Origin of the sequence: Candidatus Symbiopectobacterium endolongispinus (assembly GCF_018777385.1) — a bacterium.
Taxonomy (GTDB): Bacteria; Pseudomonadota; Gammaproteobacteria; order Enterobacterales; family Enterobacteriaceae; genus Symbiopectobacterium; species Symbiopectobacterium endolongispinus.
Genome location: NZ_JAFJYB010000003.1, coordinates 574,996 through 595,534, shown reverse-complemented (window position 1 = coordinate 595,534; position 20,539 = coordinate 574,996). Strand labels below are relative to the sequence as shown.

Sequence of the window (20,539 nt, the reverse complement as noted above, 5' to 3'; positions counted from 1 at the left end):
GGTCCATTATCCGGCTAATAACGCGAGCAATATATGAGTGTTCACGGTTTCACCCGAACCAGATTAGCGATAAGCTTATGTTTTTTTCTATCTCTTTGGAGTCAGCGTGAAACGCTTGTTATCAACCCTGCTTTTGGCAACGCTCACCGCTTATTACACACGCAGCGCCTACTGCCACAGATATCACCATGACAACAGCATCCCAACAAGACACGGATGCCAGTTTGGCCAAGAAACATCCCAGCGAACTCTATCTGCATGCCAAACAACTGTTTGAAACCAGCCATAAGGATGAGGCTGTGACCTGGTTTTATATCGGCCAATTGCGCTGGCGCTACCATTTACTGGCACACCCCGAACTGCCGCCCGATGGTGAACCTGCGGCAATGGATGCCCTTAATGCCACGCAGGGGCAAGCGCTCAATGAATGGGCAGGCGGATCGCCCAAAGCCTGGCGCGCAGCGATTAGCAAAGCGCTGGCATGGGATGCCGCTAACCCTAACCCTACCACACCCAAAGCGCAGTATGCCGACCAATGGCAGCAGGTGCGTACCGGACTGATGCAGCTTGATGGTTACCTGCGTGATAATGAAAACCAGATCCGTACGGAGCGTCAGGCTCGCGGTTTGGAAAACCGGTAAACAGACCTCTTCAGATTCAACGAACAGAAAACCACACAAAACGCACTCAGGCTGTGTTTTCCAGACCGAAACACAGCCTTTTTTCACTCGTACACTTAGGTATCGCTCATAATCACATCAGTCGTTTACCGCAGACTATCCGTGCGCTCAGTGAGCGCTGCGCGAGGGCGCAGCGTAAACCCACCACTGTGCAGTTGCGCAATAAAAAGAAAGAAAATGAGGGAAAATGATAAAATCGTTAGTTTTTTTGCGCAAACACAAGAAAACGTGCTATCTTAGCAGCGTAATTATCTTGTTTCCCCATGTGTTATAACTATAACACGAAACGTTGTTTCATTGAATGGTTTCAGCAAATCGACGTGCCGAAAATACTACGATTAGACACTGTTACTGCAAACATAACTCCCCGAGACACGCTTAAGGTTGAAAGACGCGTTTTACCGGTGGCGAGCGACACGGTTGCAGCGTATCACCGCACTCGGCTTACTGCCGGTGGTAACAGGCCACGTCCATCATCTTTCATTCATCGTTCCGCTACAATTACTATTAGCTTACTATTCGCTCTGGACTCGCAAACACATTCCCTTCGTCGGCCTCGTAGTATCCGGTGCCCGCGAACTCATGATTTTTTATCCATCACAACTTGTAGAAAACACTCTTATGAAAAAGACTAAAATCGTTTGTACTATCGGTCCGAAAACCGAATCAGAAGAAATGCTGACCAACATGCTGAATGCAGGCATGAATGTGATGCGTCTTAACTTCTCACATGGGGATTATGCTGAGCACGGGCAGCGCATCAAAAACATGCGCGCGGTCATCGAGAAGACAGGTAAACAAGCCGCCATTCTGCTGGATACCAAAGGGCCAGAAATCCGTACCATGAAACTGGAAAACGGTGCGGACGTTAGCCTGGTTGCAGGCCAGACCTTTACCTTCACCACTGACCAAACGGTTATCGGTAATAAAGAGCGCGTTGCGGTTACCTACGAAGGTTTCGCTACTGACCTGTCCGTCGGCAACACCGTATTGGTGGATGATGGTCTGATTGGTATGGAAGTCACCGCTATTAACAACGGTGAAGTGGTTTGTAAGGTGCTGAACAACGGCGACCTGGGTGAGAAAAAAGGCGTGAACCTGCCGGGCGTGTCTATTCAGTTGCCTGCACTGGCTGAAAAAGACAAAAGCGATCTGATCTTCGGCTGTGAGCAAGGCGTTGACTTCGTTGCTGCCTCTTTCATCCGTAAGCGTTCTGACGTCGAAGAGATTCGTGCCCACCTGAACGCCCACGGCGGCGAAAATATCCAGATCATCTCAAAAATCGAAAACCAGGAAGGTCTGAACAACTTTGACGACATCCTGGAAGCATCTGACGGCATCATGGTTGCCCGTGGCGACCTCGGCGTGGAAATTCCGGTTGAAGAAGTTATCTTCGCCCAGAAGATGATGATCGAAAAATGCAACAAAGCACGTAAAGTGGTTATCACTGCTACCCAAATGCTGGACTCCATGATCAAAAACCCGCGCCCAACCCGCGCAGAAGCCGGCGACGTCGCGAACGCCATTATCGATGGTACCGATGCAGTTATGTTGTCTGGCGAAAGTGCCAAAGGGAAATACCCGTTGGAAGCCGTCACCATCATGGCGACCATCTGTCAGCGCACTGACGTGGTGATGAACGCGCGTCTGGATGCACAGCAAGACTCTGCCAAAATGCGTATCACCGAAGCGGTATGCCGCGGTGCGGTAGAAACCGCAGAAAAACTGGATGCGCCGTTAATCGTGGTAGCGACCAGCGGCGGCAAGTCTGCGAAATCCATCCGTAAATACTTCCCGCACGCGCGTATTCTGGCACTGACCACCAATGCCATCACTGAGCGTCAATTGCTGCTGAGCAAAGGCGTTGACACGCTGCTGGTGAATGAAATCGCCTCTACCGACGACTTCTATCGTATTGGTAAAGAAGCCGCGCTGAAAAGCGGTTACGCACAGCCAGGCGATGTGGTTGTGATGGTTTCTGGCGCGCTGGTTTCCAGTGGCACCACCAACACAGCATCCGTACACCGTCTCTGATCGTTTCCACTGGCTGTTGCCGTTAACTGCGCAGCAGCCAGTCAACGCGCGATCGTGAGTGAGTAAATGATCGATAGTAAAAAAGCGCCATAAATAGCGCTTTTTTATATTTTTATGTTATCAATCGACTACACTTAGTAAATAAGCACTATACTGATCCACCTATTTCCGCAGAATATATCCCCCAATTCGCATCATAAAATACCGCTGTTTTCACTCCTTTTTTAACTACTCTGTAAAACTCGCTGCTTCTTTGAGCGAACGATCAAAATTAAGCATGTTCTCATCAAAAATTTATTCTCATTAGAAAAAGCTTTGTGTAATACTTGTAACGCCACATGGAGATTAACTCAATCTAGAGGGTATTAAGAATGAATCGTACTAAACTGGTACTGGGCGCGGTAATCATGGGTTCTACTCTGCTGGCAGGCTGCTCCAGCAATGCTAAAATTGACCAACTGTCTTCTGACGTTCAGACTCTGAACGCTAAAGTTGATCAACTGAGCAACGACGTGAACGCAATCCGCGCTGATGTACAGGCTACTAAAGATGACGCAGCTCGTGCTAACCAGCGTCTGGACAACCAAGTTCGTACTTACAAAAAGTAAGAATTGGTTAAGTAGTGAAAATGGCGCACAGTGTGCGCCATTTTTTTTGCCTGCCGTTTTGCCTATTCAGCCTATGTCGTTAACGCCTCCCGCAACCCGCTGACGCACGTCACAAGATTCAGATAAACTGGCATTGAGAACAACATTTTCCGGATTTCACCGAGTAGTGGCGTTAATGCGCGCTCAACGGTCGCTGAGCGCATTTTATCAATGAATTAGGTGCACTCACAGAAGAGATAGGCGCAGCCTGATGCGTCTCAGGCGCTGTTAGCGCTGGTTCCTGAAAATGCTCGACGCTGACCAGAATCGGCATCCCGGAACGGCGTACAATAGCATCGGCCACCATTTGGCTATCCGTTTCCGCCGCATGGATAAAGCTATGAATCTGTTTATTCAGCGGAATTGCCATGGTTTGTGGATCGTCCTTGGACGTTTTAGACAGCGGCTGATGCACTTCAATGTAACGCTTGCCGTCAGGCTCCAGCGAGGTTTTCACCGCGTCATTGATGATCTGCACTCGGGTGCCTACCGGTACGTTATTAAACAACCATTCAATGTCATCGGCACGCAGACGGATACAGCCGGAACTGACACGCATACCAATACCGAAGTTAGCGTTGGTGCCGTGCAGCAAATACACCCCGCCATGGGCCGCCAGACGCATGGCATGCAGCCCCATCGGATTATCGGGCCCCGCCGGGACAACCGCCGGAAGTTTGATGCCCTCTTCTTCCAGATAACGCTTACTGATGTTGGCCGTCGGCGTCCAGGTCGGATTGGCACGTTTTTCGCTGACCGACGTGACCATCAACGGGGTGTTACGCCCCTGCTGACCGATACCGATCGGGAAAACGATGACGGTTCCCTTCCCTTTAGGGTAATAGTAGAGACGCAGCTCAGCCAGATTGACGGCAATTCCCTCGCGCGGCGTATCCGGCAGCAACATCTGCGTCGGGATGGTCAAGGTGGAACCCGGCGTTGGCAAATAGGGATCGGTACCGGGATTGGCTTCCAGCATATTCAGCAGGCCGATTTTAAAATCAGACGCAATCGCTTCCAGCGGCCGACCATCATGGGGCACCGGGTAGGCAATGTTCTCACCGATCAGTCGGCTGCCCGCAGGGGGCAATGGGTATTCGGTGGCGCTCGCCGCCGAGCTTCCTACCAGGTAGGTCGCCAGTACCATACCCAAAAATGTAAACATACGCTTCATACGAAAATCTCTACAGGTTGACGTTATTATTCGTTTGTCATTGATACCAGCCTGGGCCTGAATGCGGTCACTTCCGTCGGATTCTGCAAGTGTAGCATGCCAAAAATACCCTCATATTTTATTTGCTAATCAATGCGTTAATGTACAGTTCTTGACAAAGCACCACGACAGAATAAAGAGTTTCTGGTAATAACCAGTGGGGTAATCTGAAAAACCAAGCGGTTGGCGCGCACACGCCGTGCTTGAGTGAACCAGCCCGCAGTAAACAGGCTGGTTAGCAGGATCAGGCCAGGGTCGACGCTTTGGCGCGAATGGCGCGCAGCATCGCTTCCAGCCCCTGTGAGCGAGATGGCGTTAAATGCTGCTCAGCGCCAGTTCCGCAAAGAAAGGTCGCACATCAAGCGCCAGCACTTGCTGCGCCGTCAATCCCTGATACAGGCTGAAGACCACGGCAACCAGTCCCTTGACGATAGCCGCATCGCTGTCACCGCTAAAAACCAGGTGGTCCTGCTCATCACGCGTCATCACAATCCATACCTGACTCTGACAGCCGGCAATCAGGTTCTCGGGTTGACGCCACTGCTCTGGCAAGTTTGCCATGAATTCCTCCCAACAGGCTGACATGCACGCTCCCCCCATTGCCGCCTGGCGACAACGTCAGAACAAAAAGACAAGGGGAAACGCAGGCGCGCACAAAGGCTTATCAGCCTCCCAGCAAACGATGAATACGCTGTAGTCCGGCAACCAGCCGATCTATTTCTTCTCGGGTAGTATAAACCGCTAACGAGGCGCGGCACATACTGGGTACGCCATAGTATGCCATCAACGGCATCGCACAGTGATGACCGGTACGAATGGCAATACCGTACTGGTATAGGAAACTGCCGACGTCATAGGCATGATGCTTGCCGAGGTTAAAGGCAATCACCCCTTTTCGCTCCGCCGGACCGTAGAGGATGATATCCGGTACCATGCTCAGCGCATCCAGCGCGTAGTGCATCAGCGCCGTTTCGTAATCGTGAATAGCATCCAGCCAGATGGCGGAGACATAATCCAGCGCCGCACCCAGTCCCATGATCCCGCCCGTGTTGGGCGATCCTGCTTCAAAGCGCCATGGCGCATCGGCATAGCGGGTGCCCTGCGTCAGGCTGACGTCACGAATCATCGCTCCGCCTCCTTCCCACGGCGGCATAGCATTGAGTAGCGCGTGCTTGGCGTACAGCACGCCAATACCGGAGGGACCGTATATTTTGTGGCCGGAAAAAGCATAAAAATCACAGTCTAACGCCTGCACGTCCACACGCTGATGCATCACCGCCTGCGCCCCGTCTACCAGCACCGCGCTGCCAACCTCCCGCGCCCGCGCAATCAAGGTTTGCAGCGGGTTTTCCGTGCCCAGCACGTTAGAGACCTGAGCCACGGCCAGCAAGCGGGTACGCGTATCCAGCAGCGTATCCAATTGGCTTAAATCCAGTGTGCCTTGCGCCGTGAGTGGCAGCACGTGCAGCTCAACGCCTTGGCGTTCCGCCAGCATTTGCCAGGGTACGATATTGGCATGGTGTTCCATTTCGGTGATCAGAATATTGTCACCAGCTTGAATAAAAGCACTGCAGTAGCTGTTGGCGACCATATTGATCGCTTCCGTGGTACCACGCACGAAGACGATCTCTTCCGCCGAGGTCGCATTGATATAGCGCGCAACCTGTTCACGCACCGCTTCCATCGCGCTGGTCGCCTGTGCGCTTAGTGTATGAATGCCGCTGTGCACCGCGGCATATTCATTACTGTAAAATGCCACTTCCCGGTCAATCACCGCCTGCGGTTTCTGCACACTGGCGGCGCTATAGAGATACGCCAGAGGCTGCCCGTTGACCTGCTGCGCCAGCACCGGGAAATCGCGGCGAATACGTTCAATCGGATAATTCATCAGGCCACTCCTGCCGCGTTCGGCAAGGCGCAGCGCAATACGCTGCAACACAGCTTCTTGCAGCGTGTCGTTATCCAGCGCTTCCGTCAATTAGGCGGCAAACGCATAGATGATCATCTGCTGTGCATCCTGTTGTGAAATACCACGCGAACGCAGGTAGAACAGTTGCTCGTCATCAATACGTCCAACCGTGGCACCGTGGCTGCACTTCACATCATCAGCGTAAATCTCGAGCTGTGGCTTGGTATCCACTTCCGCCAGACGCCCCAGCAGCAAGTTGTTGTTGGTCATCTGTCCGTCTGTCTTCAATGCCCCCGGCGCGACCTTGATCATACCGTTGAACACCGCCCGGCCTTTGTCACTGACAATCGCCTTGTGCAGTTGGCGGCTTTCACCGTGGCCCTGATTATGTTCAAGGTAGGTACGGGTATCGCACACTTCGTTGCCAATCGGCAAAATCAGGCTGTTGATAGAAAGGTTGACGCCTTCACCGTTAATCTGTGCACTGGTGTGGTGCCGAGTTAATCCGGCACCCAGCAAGAAACTGTGGCTGCGTACACGCGCATCCCGCTCCAAGACCAGATCGTTGTGGGCGAAGTGGTAACTGGCGGCAGCCTCAAACGCCAGCTTGAGGTGTTTTACCTGGCTGTTGGCAGCGGCATGCACCGTCAAGCGCGTACCGGTGAAGTGCGCCTTGTCATCCAAACTGACGTAGTGCTCGATAATCTCTGCGCTGGCTCCCGCCCCGACATACACATGGTGACGCTGGCGTGCCATTTTCAGGCTGGCAGACTGTCCGCTGCTGATATGCAGAATATAAAGTGGTTTCTCCGCCTGACATCCGGTCGGTAAACGAATGGCACTGTGCTGCTCCGCCAAACTTTCCGTCAGGTGCAAAAACAGTTCTGGTTGAACCGCCGCCAGGTCGGTGGGTGCCGCATGGGGCGCGTTCACCGCAATCTGGTAAGGCCCCCACTGCGCATCACTCAACGCCGCGTTGAATACGCCATCAACAAACACCAGACGCCAACTTTCCAGCGCCAGTGCGTGTGCTGCCAGCGTATCGTCATCAAGGGTCACCGCATCTGGCGCGCTGAACTGCTGTGCCAGCAACCCATCCAGCAGAGTGTATTTCCAATGCTCGTGTTTGCGCCCAGGCAAGCCGAGCCGCATCACTTCCTGCCAATGGTGTTGCGCACTGGATGCATCCGCCGCACGTGAAGCGTTAAACAACGCTTGCCACTGCTGGAGCGTTTTGGCCTGTTTTTCAGCCAGCGTGTTACTGTTGGTCGGTAAGCCAGCCATAGCCTTGCTCCTCCAACTGTTTCACCAGCGAAAAATCGCCCGATTTGACGATGCGACCTTGATAGAGCACGTGCACATAATCGGGTTGGATATAATCCAGAATACGCTGGTAGTGCGTCACGATAATAAACGCGCGTTGTTGGTTACGCAGAGCATTAACGCCGTTGGCCACAATCTTCAGCGCATCGATATCCAGCCCGGAGTCCGTCTCATCCAGGATACACAGTTCTGGCTCCAGCGCTGCCATTTGCAGAATGTCATTACGTTTTTTCTCGCCGCCGGAAAAACCCACATTGACCGAACGGGTCAACAAATCTTCCGGCATTTTCAGCAGTTTGATTTTATCTTCAATGAAATCAGCGAAATCGAATCGGTCCAGCAGCTCCTGCTCGCGATATTTGCGCACGGCGTTGACGGCGGTTTGCAGAAAGAACTGGTTACTGACGCCAGGGATTTCGACCGGGTACTGGAAGGCCATAAAGATGCCCTCACCAGCGCGATCTTCCGGGTCTAACTCCAACAAGTCTTTCCCCTTGAACGCCACCGTGCCGTCGTTCACTTCATAATCTTCGCGGCCTGCAAGCGTGGCGGAAAGCGTACTCTTTCCGGAACCGTTAGGTCCCATGATGGCGTGAACTTCACCGGGCTTCACCTCGAGGTTCAGTCCGTTCAGGATGGCCTTACCTTCAACGCTTACATGTAAATTCTTAATGCTTAACATAGTTTATCCTTACGGCGTCGTGCCGAGCACGCCTGATAACATCAATTCGCGTAGGGTGCTACCAGATTGACATCCGGCACCCTGCTGCATTTTTATTTTGCGACGCCCTTAGCCGACGCTGTGTTCCAGGCTGATGGCCAGGAGCTTCTGCGCTTCTACGGCAAATTCCAGCGGCAGCTCCGAGAACACGTCCTTACAGAATCCGTTCACAATCATCGAAATGGCGTCGTCTTCGCTGATACCGCGTTGCGGGCAATAGAACAGTTGGTCTTCACCAATGTGTGAGGTTGTAGCCTCGTGCTCCAGCTGCGCGCTGTTGTTGCGCACTTCCACATACGGGAAAGTATGCGCGCCGCAGTCGCTGCCAATTAGCATCGAGTCGCACTGGGTGAAATTACGCGCATTGGTGGCAGTCGGCATGATTTTTACCAGACCGCGATGGTGTTCTCACTGTGACCGGCAGAGATCCCTTTGGAGATAATCGTGGAGCTGGTGTTTTTGCCGATGTGGATCATCTTGGTCCCGGTATCCGCTTGTTGATGCCCGCTGGTCAGCGCAACAGAGAAGAACTCTCCCACCTAGTTATCTCCGCGCAAAATCACGCTCGGGTATTTCCAGGTGATGGCCGAGCCGGTTTCAGACTGGGTCCAAGACATCTTGGCATACTCGCCGGCACAGAGTGCACGTTTGGTCACGAAGTTAAGGATACCGCCTTTGGCATCCTGGCCGGAGAACCAATTCTGAACCGTTGAGTATTTAACTTCGGCGTTTTTGTTAACAATTACTTCGACTACGGCGGCGTGCAGTTGGTAGCTGTCGCGCACGGGTGCTGAGCACCCTTCGATATAGCTGACATAGCTGTCATCATCGGCAATCAGGATGGTGCGCTCGAACTGCCTGGTCTTCGCCGCATTGATGCGGAAATAGGTGGGGAGCTCCATTGGGCAACGCACGCCTTTCGGTATGTAGACAAAGGTGCCATCAGAGGCTACCGCGGCGTTGAGCGCAGCAAAAAAGTTATCGTTGGCAGGCACCACCGTACCAAGATATTGGCGCACCAGATCGGGGTGTTCCTGAATCGCCTCGCTAAACGAACAGAAAATAATCCACTGCTGCGCCAGCTCTTCGCGATAGGTGGTCGCTACCGATACGGAGTCAAAAATCGCATACACCGCCACGGCTTGCCCTTCTCGCACTGGCACGCCGAGCTGATTAAAAACATTTTCGACTTCAGCGGTCAGATAGCTGTTCACCTCGGCTAATGCTGGACTGCTGCTTGGCACCGGGTTCAGAGCCGCAGGTGTCATCACAGTGACCGCAAGACGGAGCGAATAATAGCTGTACTCCTGATAGTCCAGCTTGCCATAGTGCGCTTTTAGCCAGTGCGGCTCCTCCATCTCCAGCCAGGCGCGGTAGGCATTGAGACGGAACTCCAGCATCCACTCAGGTTCGTTGCGTTTGGCGGAGATCGCTCGCACCACCTCTTCATTGACGCCACGTCCCAGTTGGTCAGTAGGCAGTTCGGTGAAAAATCCCTCTTTATAGCGGTCATCCCCCATCCAGATTTGCACATCATCAGGTACATCTACATTGCTACGCGCCATATCAGTCATCACTCAATGCCAAAGCTTTCGCCACACCCGCAGGCGTGCTGCGCTTTGGGATTATTAAATTTGAAAATCTGGTTCAAGCCTTCACGCACATAATCCAGTTCGGTGCCATCGATAAAAGGCATCGCCTTTAAAGGGACGTACGGGTGTGCGCCCTTGCGCTCGAACACCAGATCACCCGCATCCGGTGCGTTGACCAGATCCAGTACATAACCAAACCCTGCACATCCTGATTGCTTGACGCTCAAACGTAACCCTTTCACCGTGTCATCAGACTGGACAAGACGCAGGATTTGTTGAGCGGCACTGGCCGTCAGCGTCAGCCATTTCCAGGTATTTTCATCCAGTGAAAATGTTTCTACGTTTCCCGTTTGCATCCGCCGTACCTCGTTTCAGAAAAGCTCTGTCTGAGCCTAATGTTAGTGATAATGATTATTGCTTCAACCTCTTGTTTCGCAGGGGTATTTGTAACATTTCATCGGTGCCTGAAAAAAACCGTTTTTTTGCCTGCCCACGCGTTTATAGACTGACAATAAAAAAATAACCTGTTGATATAAAATAACTAATTTACCATCGCGTGACAGACCAACGAATTAACATCAACATATTGTTACCATAATTATAACATTCGTAGACGATACCTATTTTTAAAACAGGAAAAATCGTGACCGATTTTATGGTTTGATTGCGCAATTATTGACCATAAAAAGTCCTATCAGGCCGTATACTTTTTTCTCTGTTACGGGGCGATAGGTTGATCCCGATGAACATTAGAAATATGATAATGATTATCATTAATATCCATGGTGATCCCTATGCAATCCGTGAATGCCTGGCTACAGCATCAGATTGATGAGTACAAATTCTTGATCCGGGATGTCACCGTAGATTTTTATATGGCCGAAGCACGGTTGAATCGGCAGGAAAGCCATATCGATCACCTGCGCCGCTACCATAATGCCTGCATGGAGATGATCGATCTGTGCCGTAAGAACGGCGATGATGAGGGCTATCTGCATGCACTGGTAAAATTACATAACCGTTTGATAAAATAGATTAATAACGAAGGGCGCTGCCATCTTTTCCGCGTGCAGAGCTACTATTTTGCACGCAACACGCTAAAGCTGATTTGCCATCAGCTCAGCCTTGAAGGCAGTTGGGATAAGGCCACCGCTTTTCAGACCGATTTTGTACGGCGCGTGCCTTTTTTACCTTGAAGGACGAGGCCGCCAGAATGCGCGCCTAACGACGCACATTCTGCGGTTAGTACCGGATTAAGGTGTTACCACCGCGGTGGTGAGGCGAGACGTGCAGCGCGCGGCGCACCACTCGCACCTCGCCAGAGGTCACAGCTCGTAAATGGTTGGCGTTAATCTCCATCCCGACGACACGCTGTTCCCCTTCGGTACACAGGTAGCCCGCCACGGAGCCGAGCGACTCCGCCAGCATCACCGAAGCTCCGCCGTGCAACAGGCCGAAGGATTGACGCGTGCGCGCATCCACCGACATCGTACCTTCCAGAGTATCTTCTGCAATACGGGTAAAACGAATCCCTAGGTGCTCCATCATACAACCCTGGCTGTGCTGATTAATCTGCTCCAGCGTAGCCGGTCTTTTCCACAGCATAACTCTCTCCAGTCAGACGAGATCCAGTAGCGCCTGCAACGGATAACGCAACCCTTACCCTTCCATCCGCTTCACCTGACTGCGGCAGGAATAGCCGGTTGTCAGGCAGCGTGCAGAGGGTAATTTTTGCAATGCCTGCTGCCAGGACAAGGCGTAAATCCCCTTGGAATCAGTGATGTTTTTACTTTCATGACCATAGGTGCCTGCCATGCCGCAACAGCCAACACTGACATTCTCCAGTCGGACACCGAAGCGGGCAAAGATATCGGCCCACTGTTTGCTACTGGTCGGCAGCGCAGTGGATTCGGTACAGTGACCAAACAGATACCAGGCATCGTCGCGCGGCGTGGCCGGGGGCGTTCTCGCCGACAGCAGCGGCGGCAGCCACTCATGCACCAGTAGCACCTGAAAATCGCCGCGTTTGTCACCCAGAATTTCACGGTATTCATCGCGATAACAGAGAACCAACGCCGGGTCGACGACAATCATTGGCATGTCCAGCTTGGCAACCCGATTCAGGAAATCCGAGGTTTTGGCTGCGGTTTTAGCAAAACGCGTCAAAAAGCCTTTGATATGCTGCGGCTTACCGTTAGGTGAGAAGGGCAGCAGTACCTGCTTGAGATCCAGTTTTTCCACCAGATGCACCAAATCGGCCACCACTTGCGCATCGTAATAGCTGGTAAACGGGTCCTGCACAATCAGCACATACCGATCGCGGGATGCGGCGGCGACACTTTCCAACTGCTCCAGCGTAGTGGTCATTGCCGGGTGCCCGGCAAATTGCTGGCGCAGCGAGGGGGAAGAGAGTAACGGCAGATCGGTCATACCGATCGTCCGGCGGCTCAAGGCGTCAACCAGCGGCATTTTCAGGAAGAAGTTGAAGGTTTTAGGGCTCAGCGCCATCAGCGGCGCGTAACTTTCTACACCGGCCACCAGATAATCACGCGCGGGACGTAAATAGCGCGTGTGGTAAAGCTGGAGAAAACGTGCACGGAATCCCGGAACATCTATCTTGATCGGACATTGGGTTGAACAGGCTTTACAGGCCAGACACCCGGACATGGACGCCTTCACTTCATGAGAGAAGTCATACTCGCCTTTGCGCGCGCGCCAGCTGTTACGCGTCTTTTCAATCAAACCACGTAGGCTGGGCGACCGTGCGGTCAACGACTGCTCCAGCGCCACCGGATCGATCCCCTGCTCGTCAAGCAAGCGCAGCCATTCGCGTACCAGCGTCGCTCGCCCTTTCGGCGAATGGATACGGTTTCCGCTGATCTTCATGGAAGGACACATCGGACTGTTCACGTCAAAGTTGAAACACAGCCCGTTGCCGTTACACTCCATCGCGCCACGGAACGAGGTACGCACCGCCAGCGGAATACGGCGATCGAAGGTGCCACGCTTATCGGCATCAATACGCATCATCGGCGCATCGACGGCCAACGGCGCGCAAATCTTGCCTGGGTTAAGGCGGTTATCCGGATCGAAGGCGGCTTTGATGCGCCGCAGTTCGTTATACAGTTCTTCGCCAAAAAATGCCGGACTGTATTCGGCGCGAAACCCTTTACCGTGTTCCCCCCACAGCAGACCGCCATATTTGGCCGTCAGCGCAACAATCTGATCAGAAAGCTGTTTCATCAACACTTCCTGTTGCGGATCGCACATGTCAAGGGCCGGACGCACATGCAGTACGCCCGCGTCCACGTGACCAAACATGCCGTAGGTCAGATTATGGCTATCGAGCAGCGCACGAAACTCGACGATGTAATCCGCCAAATGCTGCGGCGGCACACATGTATCTTCCGCAAAGGGGATTGGCTTGGCCTGCCCTTTACTGTTACCCAGCAGCCCCACTGCTTTTTTACGCATGGCGTAGATACGCTCAATCCCAGCAAGATCGTGGCAAATCTGATAGCCGATCACTCCCGCTTCATGGGCCGCGAGCAGGCCATCAATGCGCTCGCATAACCCACGTACTTGTCCATCGATCAGCGCTTCATCATCCCCAGCAAACTCAACGATGTTCAGGCCCTGCATATCCTGGCCGTGCACATCCTGAATCAGTTCGCTGACGGAGTGCCAGACGATATCTTCACGCGCCAAATTCAATACGCGGGAATCGACGGTCTCCACCGAAAGCGCCTTGGCTTCCACCATAAAAGGCGCGCTGCGAAGCGCTGAATCTAAGGAATCAAACTTGACGTTGACCAGACGCCTGACCTTAGGCAAGCGCGTAATATCCAGCTTAGCTTCAGTGATAAAGGCCAGCGTCCCCTCAGCGCCCGTCAGGATGCGCGTCAGGTCAAACGTTTGCATATCATCGCTGAACACATGGCGCAGATCGTATCCGGTCAGGAATCAGTTCAGTTTGGGGAATTTATTGAGAATTAGCGCACGCTGGTCGCGGCAACGTTCAAAAACGGTGCGGTACACACGCCCTATCGGTGAAGATTCTTGCGCCAATTGCTGCGCCAGCGCCACAGGCATCGCCTGAGTATCCAGCATGTCACCGCCCAACAGCACGGCACGCACGCCAGGACATGGTCCGAGGTTTTGCCGTACACCAGAGAGCCTTGCCCTGAAGCATCAGTGTTGATCATGCCGCCAAGGGTGGCGCGGTTACTGGTAGACAGTTCCGGCGCAAAGAAATAGCCGTAAGGTTTGAGGTACTGATTGAGCTAATCTTTGATCACCCCAGCTTCAACGCGAACCCAACCTTCCTCTGGATTGATTTCCAAAATCCGGTTCATGTAGCGGGACATATCCACCACAATACCCTGGTTTAGCGCTTGCCCATTGGTGCTAGTACCGCCGCCACGCGGGGTAAACGTCAGTGCACGGTATGGCTCTTGTACTGACAACTGCGTCAGCGGCGCCACATCTGCGGTCGATCGGGGAAACACCACCGCATCGGGCAACAGCTGATAAATGCTGTTGTCGGTCGACATGGTTAAGCGATCGGCATAGCTGGTGGCGGTATTGCCGGTAAAACCACGTTGCTTCAAAGCATCCAAAAAATTAAGCACCGGCTGAGCCAGCCCAGGTGCATGAGAGATCTGTGGGATCATTATGTGTTGACCCTGTCTGTCGACTAAAAAATAATTAGCGTGTTGTGAGTGTGTTTATTGTAAAAATCATTGTGCGAATTCGCGGTTTTACGTTTTATCACATTTCGGCGCTATGCGCCGCCACCCTAAGAAAAACTTTTTGCCTAGTGGTCCAGCATGATTTTTGGAACCCTGTCCGTGAATGCGTTAACAAAATAGCTCACACGCTGTCAAAAACACGAGAAATGCCCCATGATAAGTTATCCCCGCCGGATGACCCGAGCGATCGCAGGTAACTTGTTCAACGTCGGGTCTCTATACAGAGGTATTGTCCATTGACGAAGTCATCATCGCCCAAACCGCTGGCCGCGCATTCTCCACTGTCCGCAACGATGCAGCAAAGTGCACGCCAGCAGCGTTTTGATTTGCCCCGCATCCTCTTTAGTCTGATGTTTATCACTATCATGATCATCACCTGTTTCTGGGTGGTGCAACCCTTTATTCTGGGCTTTGCCTGGGCCAGCATGGTGGTGATTGCCACCTGGCCGCTGATGTTGAAAATGCAGAATTTACTGTGGGGCAAGCGCGCGTTAGCGGTAACCAGCATGACGCTGTTGCTTTGCCTGCTGTTTGTGATGCCGATTTCCATCCTGGTCAGCATGGTGATGGACAACACCTCCGCCATCGTCAGTTGGGCCTCCGGGCAAGAGAAACTGACGCCTCCTCGTATGGAGTGGCTGACATCCCTGCCTTTTGTCGGCGACAGGATGTTTTCAAGTTGGCACAGTTTGCTGCAAAGTGGCGGCAGCGGCGTGTTTGCCAAAGTGCAGCCCTATATCGGCCAAACCGCTACCTGGCTGTTATCACAAGCGGCCCACATTGGACGTTTCCTGATGCACTGTGGCCTGATGCTAATTTTCAGTGCCCTGCTTTACTATAAAGGTGAAGCGGTTGCCCAGGGCGTGCGCCACTTTGCGCTTCGTCTGGGACGCGAGCGCGGTGATGCAGCGGTGATCCTGGCAGCACAATCGATTCGTGCCGTCGCGCTCGGCGTGGTGGTGACCGCTATCGTACAATCGGTGCTGGGTGGTATTGGCCTCGCCATCTCCGGCATCCCCTACCCAACCTTGCTGACCGTCGTGATGTTCCTGTTCTGTCTGGCGCAACTGGGACCGCTTCTGGTGCTGATCCCCGCGATAATCTGGCTCTATTGGAGCGGTGATACCACCTGGGGCACCATTCTGTTGGTGTGGAGTTGTGTGGTGGGCACGCTGGATAACGTAATCCGCCCGATGTTGATACGCATGGGCGCCGATCTGCCCATGCTGCTGATTCTGTGCGGCGTGATTGGTGGCTTGTTGGCATTTGGCATGATCGGCCTGTTTATCGGCCCAGTGGTGCTTGCCGTTTCATACCGCTTGCTCTCTGCCTGGATGAAGGAAACGCCGTTGCCAGAAATTATTGCGGATGCATTGCCGTCGCCAAACGATCGTCCGACACACTCGCAGTAAGCACTGCTGCCGCAGCGTGAAACCTTAGCGCTGCGGCAAATCCATCAATAGATAAGTAATCTTAATGTTTTGCGTGTAGCACCCACGGATTATTCTGATTTACTATGGATAAGCGGCGGTATTACATCAAATAGTTTGACAATATGCATCTCTGCGTGACAAATCCATTAAAAAACGTTAACCATTAGGATGATTCTTAATGACTTAATGCCCCACAGCTTCTAGCATTATTCATGAAACGATTGCCAACCGTTGTCTTGCTGAACAAACGCTTTTTGTAAGGACAACGCGAGTTTGCCAATGAGGTTTCCTCCTCGTCAGAGCTAGTAACGAATTGCTGTGTGTAGTCTTTGCCCATCCCCTAAGGTGGGCATTTTTTTGTGGTTTATCCTGTACTTTCCCGCTGCTGTTACTGAAAAATTGCGCCTCATCCTGTTTTTATCAATCTCCGCTTTGCAAGCACGCATTAATGGATTATTTCTAACGTCTCTTTTTATCAGGAGTCATTTTCTATGTCACATTCCCCACTGGCACGCAGAGTGTGCCTGATTCTGGTCAGTCTGGCGGTCTACAATACCGCGATGGCCGACAGCCGGCCATTGACCAGCCTGGAAGGTAAAACCATGGGGACCTTTTACAGCGTAAAGATCAGCGGGGATCTGCCTGAAGATAAAGCGCATCTGCAACAAGAGATTGATGCCCTGCTTGAACAGGCCAACAACGATATTTCCACTTACCGTGAAGACTCCATTCTGTCGCGCTTTAACCGCTATCAAGGCAGCGATCCTCAGCCCATTCCCGGCGGTATGGCAGATATTATCCTGGTAGCCAAGCGTATTGGCCGGGCGACAGACAATGCCATGGATATTACGGTGGGACAGTTGGTGAATCTGTGGGGCTTTGGGCCGCAAAAACAGCCGGTGACCATTCCTACTCAAGCACAAATCGATGACGCCCGTCAGCGCGTCGGCTTGCAGCACCTTACGCTTACCAGCAACAGCAAGGGAGAGTGGCTGCAAAAAGATCTGCCGTCGCTGTATGTGGATCTCTCAACCTTGGGCGAAGGTTACGGTGCCGATTTGTTGGCGCAGTTGATGACACGCAAGGGCATTACCAATTATCTGGTTTCAGTCGGCGGTGCTATTTCAAGTCGCGGGGTCAATGGGCAAGGGATGACGTGGCGGGTGGCGATTCAAAAACCTACCGATAAGGAAAACGCGGTGCAAGCGGCAGTCGATCTGCAAGGATATTCCATCAGTACGTCCGGCAGCTATCGCAACTATTTCGAGCAGGACGGCAAACGCTATTCCCGCGTCATCGACCCCAGCACCGACCACCCCATCAATCATACGCTGGTGTCTGCCACAGTGATTGCCAAAACCGCGCTCGAAGCGGACGGTTGGGACACAGGGTTAATGGTATTGGGAACGGAAAAAGCGCTGAAAGTAGCCGAGCAGCACGGGTTGGCGGTTTATCTGATCACAAAAACCGACAACGGGTTCGAAACGGTGATGACATCCCAATTCAAAGCCTTCTTGCAACAAGAGGCTAAACCTTAACGTCGGGTGAGATTGCCGATAAACAGCCCTACTCCCCCTCATTCCTTCCTCGTTATCCTCGGCGAAAGTCGGGAATGACGGCGGTGGAGGGAATGCCGAGAGGTAAAGTGACTCTGTCATCAGTCTCAGGCCCCAGCATTGCCGGGGCCTGCTGCTACTGCACGATTACTTTTCTGCCAGCGTTAACCAGGTCTGCACCACGGTATCCGGATTGAGCGACAGGCTGTCGATGCCTTGCTTCATCAGCCAAATGGCAAAGTCTTCGTGATCGGAAGGGCCTTGTCCGCAAATCCCCACGTATTTCCCCTGTGCCTTGGCTGCTTTTATTGCCATCGAAAGCAGTGCTTTCACCGCGTCGTTACGCTCATCAAACAGTTCAGACACCACGCCGGAATCGCGATCCAGCCCCAACGCCAACTGCGTCATGTCATTAGAGCCGATGGAGAAACCATCGAAATGTGCCAGGAACTGATCCGCCAGCAGCGCGTTCGACGGAATCTCACACATCATGATCACTTTGAGGCCATTCTCACCGCGCTTGAGCCCTTGCTGCGCCAGCTCAGTAACTACGGCTTCCGCCTGTGCCACGGTGTGCAAAAACGGGATCATCACTTCCACGTTGGTCAGCCCCATGTCATTACGCACGCGTTTCACCTCCGCACATTCCAAGGCAAAGCACGCTTTAAAATCCGGTGACACATAGCGCCCAGCACCACGGAAGCCCAGCATCTGGTTTTCCTCATGAGGTTCATAGCGCTCGCCGCCCACCAGGTTGGCGTATTCGTTGGATTTAAAGTCGGACAGACGCACGATAACGCGTTTCGGCCAGAACGCCGCCGCCAGTGTGGCGATCCCTTCAGTCAGGCGCGCAACGTAAAACTCAACCGGATCGTCATAGCCCTGCATCAGCCCTTTGATCTCTTTTTGCAGTTCTGGCGTTTGGCTGTCGAACTCCAACAACGCACGCGGGTGCACACCTATCATGCGGTTAATGATAAACTCCAACCGCGCCAAACCGACGCCATCGTTGGGCAGGCGAAATCAAATGCCCGATCGGGATTCCCCACATTCATCATGATCTTCAACGGCACCGAGGGCATCTCGTTGACTTGTGAACTCTTGACCTGAAACTCCAGCAGATCGGCATAGACGTATCCGGTGTCCCCTTCCGCACAGGATACGGTGGCTTTTTCGCCGTCATGGAGGCGTTCAGTCGCATCGCCACAGCCGACTACCGCAGGAATACCCAGCTCACGCGCAATAATCGCTGCGTGACTGGTGCGCCCGCCGCGATTGGTCACGATAGCCGCAGCTTTCTTCATGATCGGCTCCCAATTCGGGTCGGTCATGTCGGTCACCAGCACATCCCCCGCCTGCACCAGGTGCATTTCGCTGATATCCTGAATCACTTTTATCGGGCCGGCACCGATACGGTGACCGATGGCACGGCCTTCCGCCAGCACCTTGCCACGTTTAATCAGTTGGTAACGTTCCATCACCTGACCGTTGGAGAGTACCGTCTCTGGCCGCGCCTGTACGATGTAGAGTTTACCGGTGTGCCCGTCTTTCGCCCATTCGATATCCATCGGGCGACCGTAGTGTTTTTCAATAAGCCGCGCCTAATGCACTAACGCTTCCACTTCGGTATCCGTGAGGCTGAAACGCACGCTCAGTTCAGCGGGCACATCCTCAATACGCACCTGTTTGCCATGAGCCTGACTGTCGGCATACACCATGCGGATTTTTTTCGACCCCATGGTACGGCGCACAATGGCAGGTTTTCGGTTAAGCAACGTCGGTTTGTGCACGTAAAACTCATCCGGGTTCACCGCCCCTTGCACCACCATTTCCCCAAGGCCGTAGGCAGACGTGATAAACACCACCTGATCGAAACCGGATTCCGTATCCAGCGTAAACATCACCCCCGATGCCGCCAGATCCGAACACACCATGCGCTGCACCCCAGCGGAGAGCGCCACGCCACGATGATCGTAGCCCTGATGCACACGATAAGAGATGGCGCGATTGTTAAACAACGAAGCAAACACATGCTTCACCGCCACCATCACCGCATCGATACCCTGCACATTGAGGAAGGTTTCCTGCTGCCCGGCAAAGGAGGCGTCCGGCATGTCTTCTGCCGTCGCGGAAGAGCGGACCGCAAAAGAGGCCTCTTTTTCCCATTCGGCCAGTTGATCGTAAGCCGCGCTGATCGCCTGCTCAAGTTCAGGCTGTAACGGTGTATCGATAATCCACTGACTAATTTGCGTACCCGCTTTGGCAAGTTGGTTCACATCATCGATATCGGTACGATCCAGCAGTTCATAGATGCGCTGGTTGATACCGCTCTGCGTAAGGAAATCGTTAAACGCCTGCGCCGTTGTCGCAAAACCATTGGTAACCGATACGCCAAGTTCTGACAAATGAGTGATCATCTCACCCAAAGACGCATTCTTGCCGCCCACCCGCTCAACGTCATGCATACCGAGCTGGTTATACCGAAGGACATTACGCAAATCAGGGCCGTTATTGGACATCGAAAATAATCCTTTCTGCATACGATTTCGGCCTGCATACCACAGGGTATGGAGACCATTGGGGATATATAAAATGTTGGTTGGGCAATTGCCTCAACGCCATGAATGTAGCATAGCGTTTAACAAACCTGGGAAAGGTGAATCGTTCAACCTATGAAATA

The 20,539-nt window shown here is 52.9% G+C and carries 10 protein-coding genes, 1 other RNA gene and 6 pseudogenes; 7 read left to right on the top strand and 10 right to left on the bottom strand.

Features of this window, described 5'->3' with window-relative positions:
* The first annotated feature begins 188 nt into the window (after positions 1-188).
* The 3 genes from JZM30_RS14470 to JZM30_RS14460 all read left to right on the top strand — a co-directional run bounded on the left by JZM30_RS14470 (position 189) and on the right by JZM30_RS14460 (position 3,322).
* The gene (locus tag JZM30_RS14470) at positions 189-641 is read left to right on the top strand and encodes a hypothetical protein (RefSeq protein ID WP_252319539.1); all 453 of its coding nucleotides are present in this window, start codon (positions 189-191) and stop codon (positions 639-641) included.
* A 660-nt stretch (positions 642-1,301) separates the two neighbouring features.
* On the top strand, positions 1,302-2,714 hold the full coding sequence (gene pykF / locus JZM30_RS14465; RefSeq protein ID WP_252319537.1) for a pyruvate kinase PykF: 1,413 nt from the start codon (positions 1,302-1,304) through the stop codon (positions 2,712-2,714).
* A 371-nt stretch (positions 2,715-3,085) separates the two neighbouring features.
* Positions 3,086-3,322: a major outer membrane lipoprotein gene (locus tag JZM30_RS14460; protein WP_252319536.1), complete on the top strand. Its 237-nt coding sequence runs from the start codon at positions 3,086-3,088 to the stop codon at positions 3,320-3,322.
* A 172-nt stretch (positions 3,323-3,494) separates the two neighbouring features.
* Here JZM30_RS14460 and JZM30_RS14455 read toward each other — a convergent pair whose 3' ends face one another.
* From JZM30_RS14455 to sufA, 7 genes and pseudogenes are all read right to left on the bottom strand, one after another.
* A complete protein-coding gene (locus tag JZM30_RS14455) occupies positions 3,495-4,535 on the bottom strand; it encodes a L,D-transpeptidase family protein (RefSeq protein ID WP_252319534.1) in 1,041 nt (346 codons plus the stop codon).
* Positions 4,536-4,818: 283 nt separating this feature from the next.
* Positions 4,819-5,135: pseudogene (sufE, locus tag JZM30_RS14450) on the bottom strand (cysteine desulfuration protein SufE); the annotation flags it as partial.
* A 103-nt stretch (positions 5,136-5,238) separates the two neighbouring features.
* Positions 5,239-6,462, bottom strand: a complete 1,224-nt coding sequence (gene sufS, locus JZM30_RS14445; protein WP_252319687.1) for a cysteine desulfurase SufS — start codon at positions 6,460-6,462, stop codon at positions 5,239-5,241.
* 24 nt (positions 6,463-6,486) lie between these two features.
* A pseudogene (gene sufD, locus JZM30_RS14440) lies at positions 6,487-7,767 on the bottom strand (Fe-S cluster assembly protein SufD); the annotation flags it as partial.
* Positions 7,742-8,488: a Fe-S cluster assembly ATPase SufC gene (gene sufC / locus JZM30_RS14435; protein WP_252319532.1), complete on the bottom strand. Its 747-nt coding sequence runs from the start codon at positions 8,486-8,488 to the stop codon at positions 7,742-7,744. The gene sufC and the pseudogene sufD, both read right to left, overlap by 26 nt.
* A 108-nt stretch (positions 8,489-8,596) precedes the next feature.
* Positions 8,597-10,047 (bottom strand): annotated as a pseudogene (sufB, locus tag JZM30_RS14430) (Fe-S cluster assembly protein SufB).
* Between the two features lie 53 nt (positions 10,048-10,100).
* The gene (gene sufA / locus JZM30_RS14425) at positions 10,101-10,475 is read right to left on the bottom strand and encodes a Fe-S cluster assembly scaffold SufA (RefSeq protein ID WP_252319530.1); all 375 of its coding nucleotides are present in this window, start codon (positions 10,473-10,475) and stop codon (positions 10,101-10,103) included.
* A gap of 438 nt (positions 10,476-10,913) precedes the next feature.
* Between sufA and JZM30_RS14420 the strand changes: the two are divergent.
* Positions 10,914-11,315 (top strand): annotated as a pseudogene (locus JZM30_RS14420) (hypothetical protein).
* A gap of 46 nt (positions 11,316-11,361) precedes the next feature.
* On the opposite strand, the gene JZM30_RS14415 reads toward JZM30_RS14420, so the two are convergent.
* Together JZM30_RS14415 and ydiJ are read right to left on the bottom strand one after the other, a co-directional pair.
* On the bottom strand, positions 11,362-11,724 hold the full coding sequence (locus tag JZM30_RS14415) for a hotdog fold thioesterase (protein WP_252319529.1): 363 nt from the start codon (positions 11,722-11,724) through the stop codon (positions 11,362-11,364).
* Between the two features lie 54 nt (positions 11,725-11,778).
* Positions 11,779-14,792, bottom strand: a pseudogene (ydiJ, locus tag JZM30_RS14410) (D-2-hydroxyglutarate dehydrogenase YdiJ).
* 371 nt (positions 14,793-15,163) lie between these two features.
* Between ydiJ and ydiK the strand changes: the two are divergent.
* The 3 genes from ydiK to apbE all read left to right on the top strand — a co-directional run bounded on the left by ydiK (position 15,164) and on the right by apbE (position 17,841).
* Positions 15,164-16,282 carry an AI-2E family transporter YdiK gene (gene ydiK / locus JZM30_RS14405; RefSeq protein WP_252319686.1) on the top strand — a complete coding sequence of 373 codons (1,119 nt, stop codon included), beginning with the start codon at positions 15,164-15,166 and terminating at the stop codon, positions 16,280-16,282.
* Between the two features lie 268 nt (positions 16,283-16,550).
* An RNA gene (gene rprA, locus JZM30_RS14400) (antisense sRNA RprA) lies at positions 16,551-16,664 on the top strand.
* Between the two features lie 130 nt (positions 16,665-16,794).
* Positions 16,795-17,841, top strand: a complete 1,047-nt coding sequence (gene apbE, locus JZM30_RS14395) for an FAD:protein FMN transferase ApbE (protein WP_252319528.1) — start codon at positions 16,795-16,797, stop codon at positions 17,839-17,841.
* Positions 17,842-18,006: 165 nt separating this feature from the next.
* On the opposite strand, the pseudogene ppsA reads toward apbE, so the two are convergent.
* Positions 18,007-20,378 (bottom strand): annotated as a pseudogene (ppsA, locus tag JZM30_RS14390) (phosphoenolpyruvate synthase).
* Positions 20,379-20,539 lie beyond the last annotated feature (161 nt).

What these genes read in the sequence shown, in the direction of transcription:
- sufA (WP_252319530.1), bottom strand. Translation starts at nt 10,475, where the DNA reads ATGCAAACGGGAAACGTAGAAACATTTTCACTGGATGAAAATACCTGG.
- pykF (WP_252319537.1), top strand. Translation starts at nt 1,302, where the DNA reads ATGAAAAAGACTAAAATCGTTTGTACTATCGGTCCGAAAACCGAATCA.
- sufS (WP_252319687.1), bottom strand. Translation starts at nt 6,462, where the DNA reads ATGAATTATCCGATTGAACGTATTCGCCGCGATTTCCCGGTGCTGGCG.
- apbE (WP_252319528.1), top strand. Translation starts at nt 16,795, where the DNA reads ATGTCACATTCCCCACTGGCACGCAGAGTGTGCCTGATTCTGGTCAGT.
- JZM30_RS14470 (WP_252319539.1), top strand. Translation starts at nt 189, where the DNA reads ATGACAACAGCATCCCAACAAGACACGGATGCCAGTTTGGCCAAGAAA.
- JZM30_RS14460 (WP_252319536.1), top strand. Translation starts at nt 3,086, where the DNA reads ATGAATCGTACTAAACTGGTACTGGGCGCGGTAATCATGGGTTCTACT.
- JZM30_RS14415 (WP_252319529.1), bottom strand. Translation starts at nt 11,724, where the DNA reads ATGCTGTGGAAAAGACCGGCTACGCTGGAGCAGATTAATCAGCACAGC.
- JZM30_RS14455 (WP_252319534.1), bottom strand. Translation starts at nt 4,535, where the DNA reads ATGAAGCGTATGTTTACATTTTTGGGTATGGTACTGGCGACCTACCTG.
- ydiK (WP_252319686.1), top strand. Translation starts at nt 15,164, where the DNA reads ATGCAGCAAAGTGCACGCCAGCAGCGTTTTGATTTGCCCCGCATCCTC.
- sufC (WP_252319532.1), bottom strand. Translation starts at nt 8,488, where the DNA reads ATGTTAAGCATTAAGAATTTACATGTAAGCGTTGAAGGTAAGGCCATC.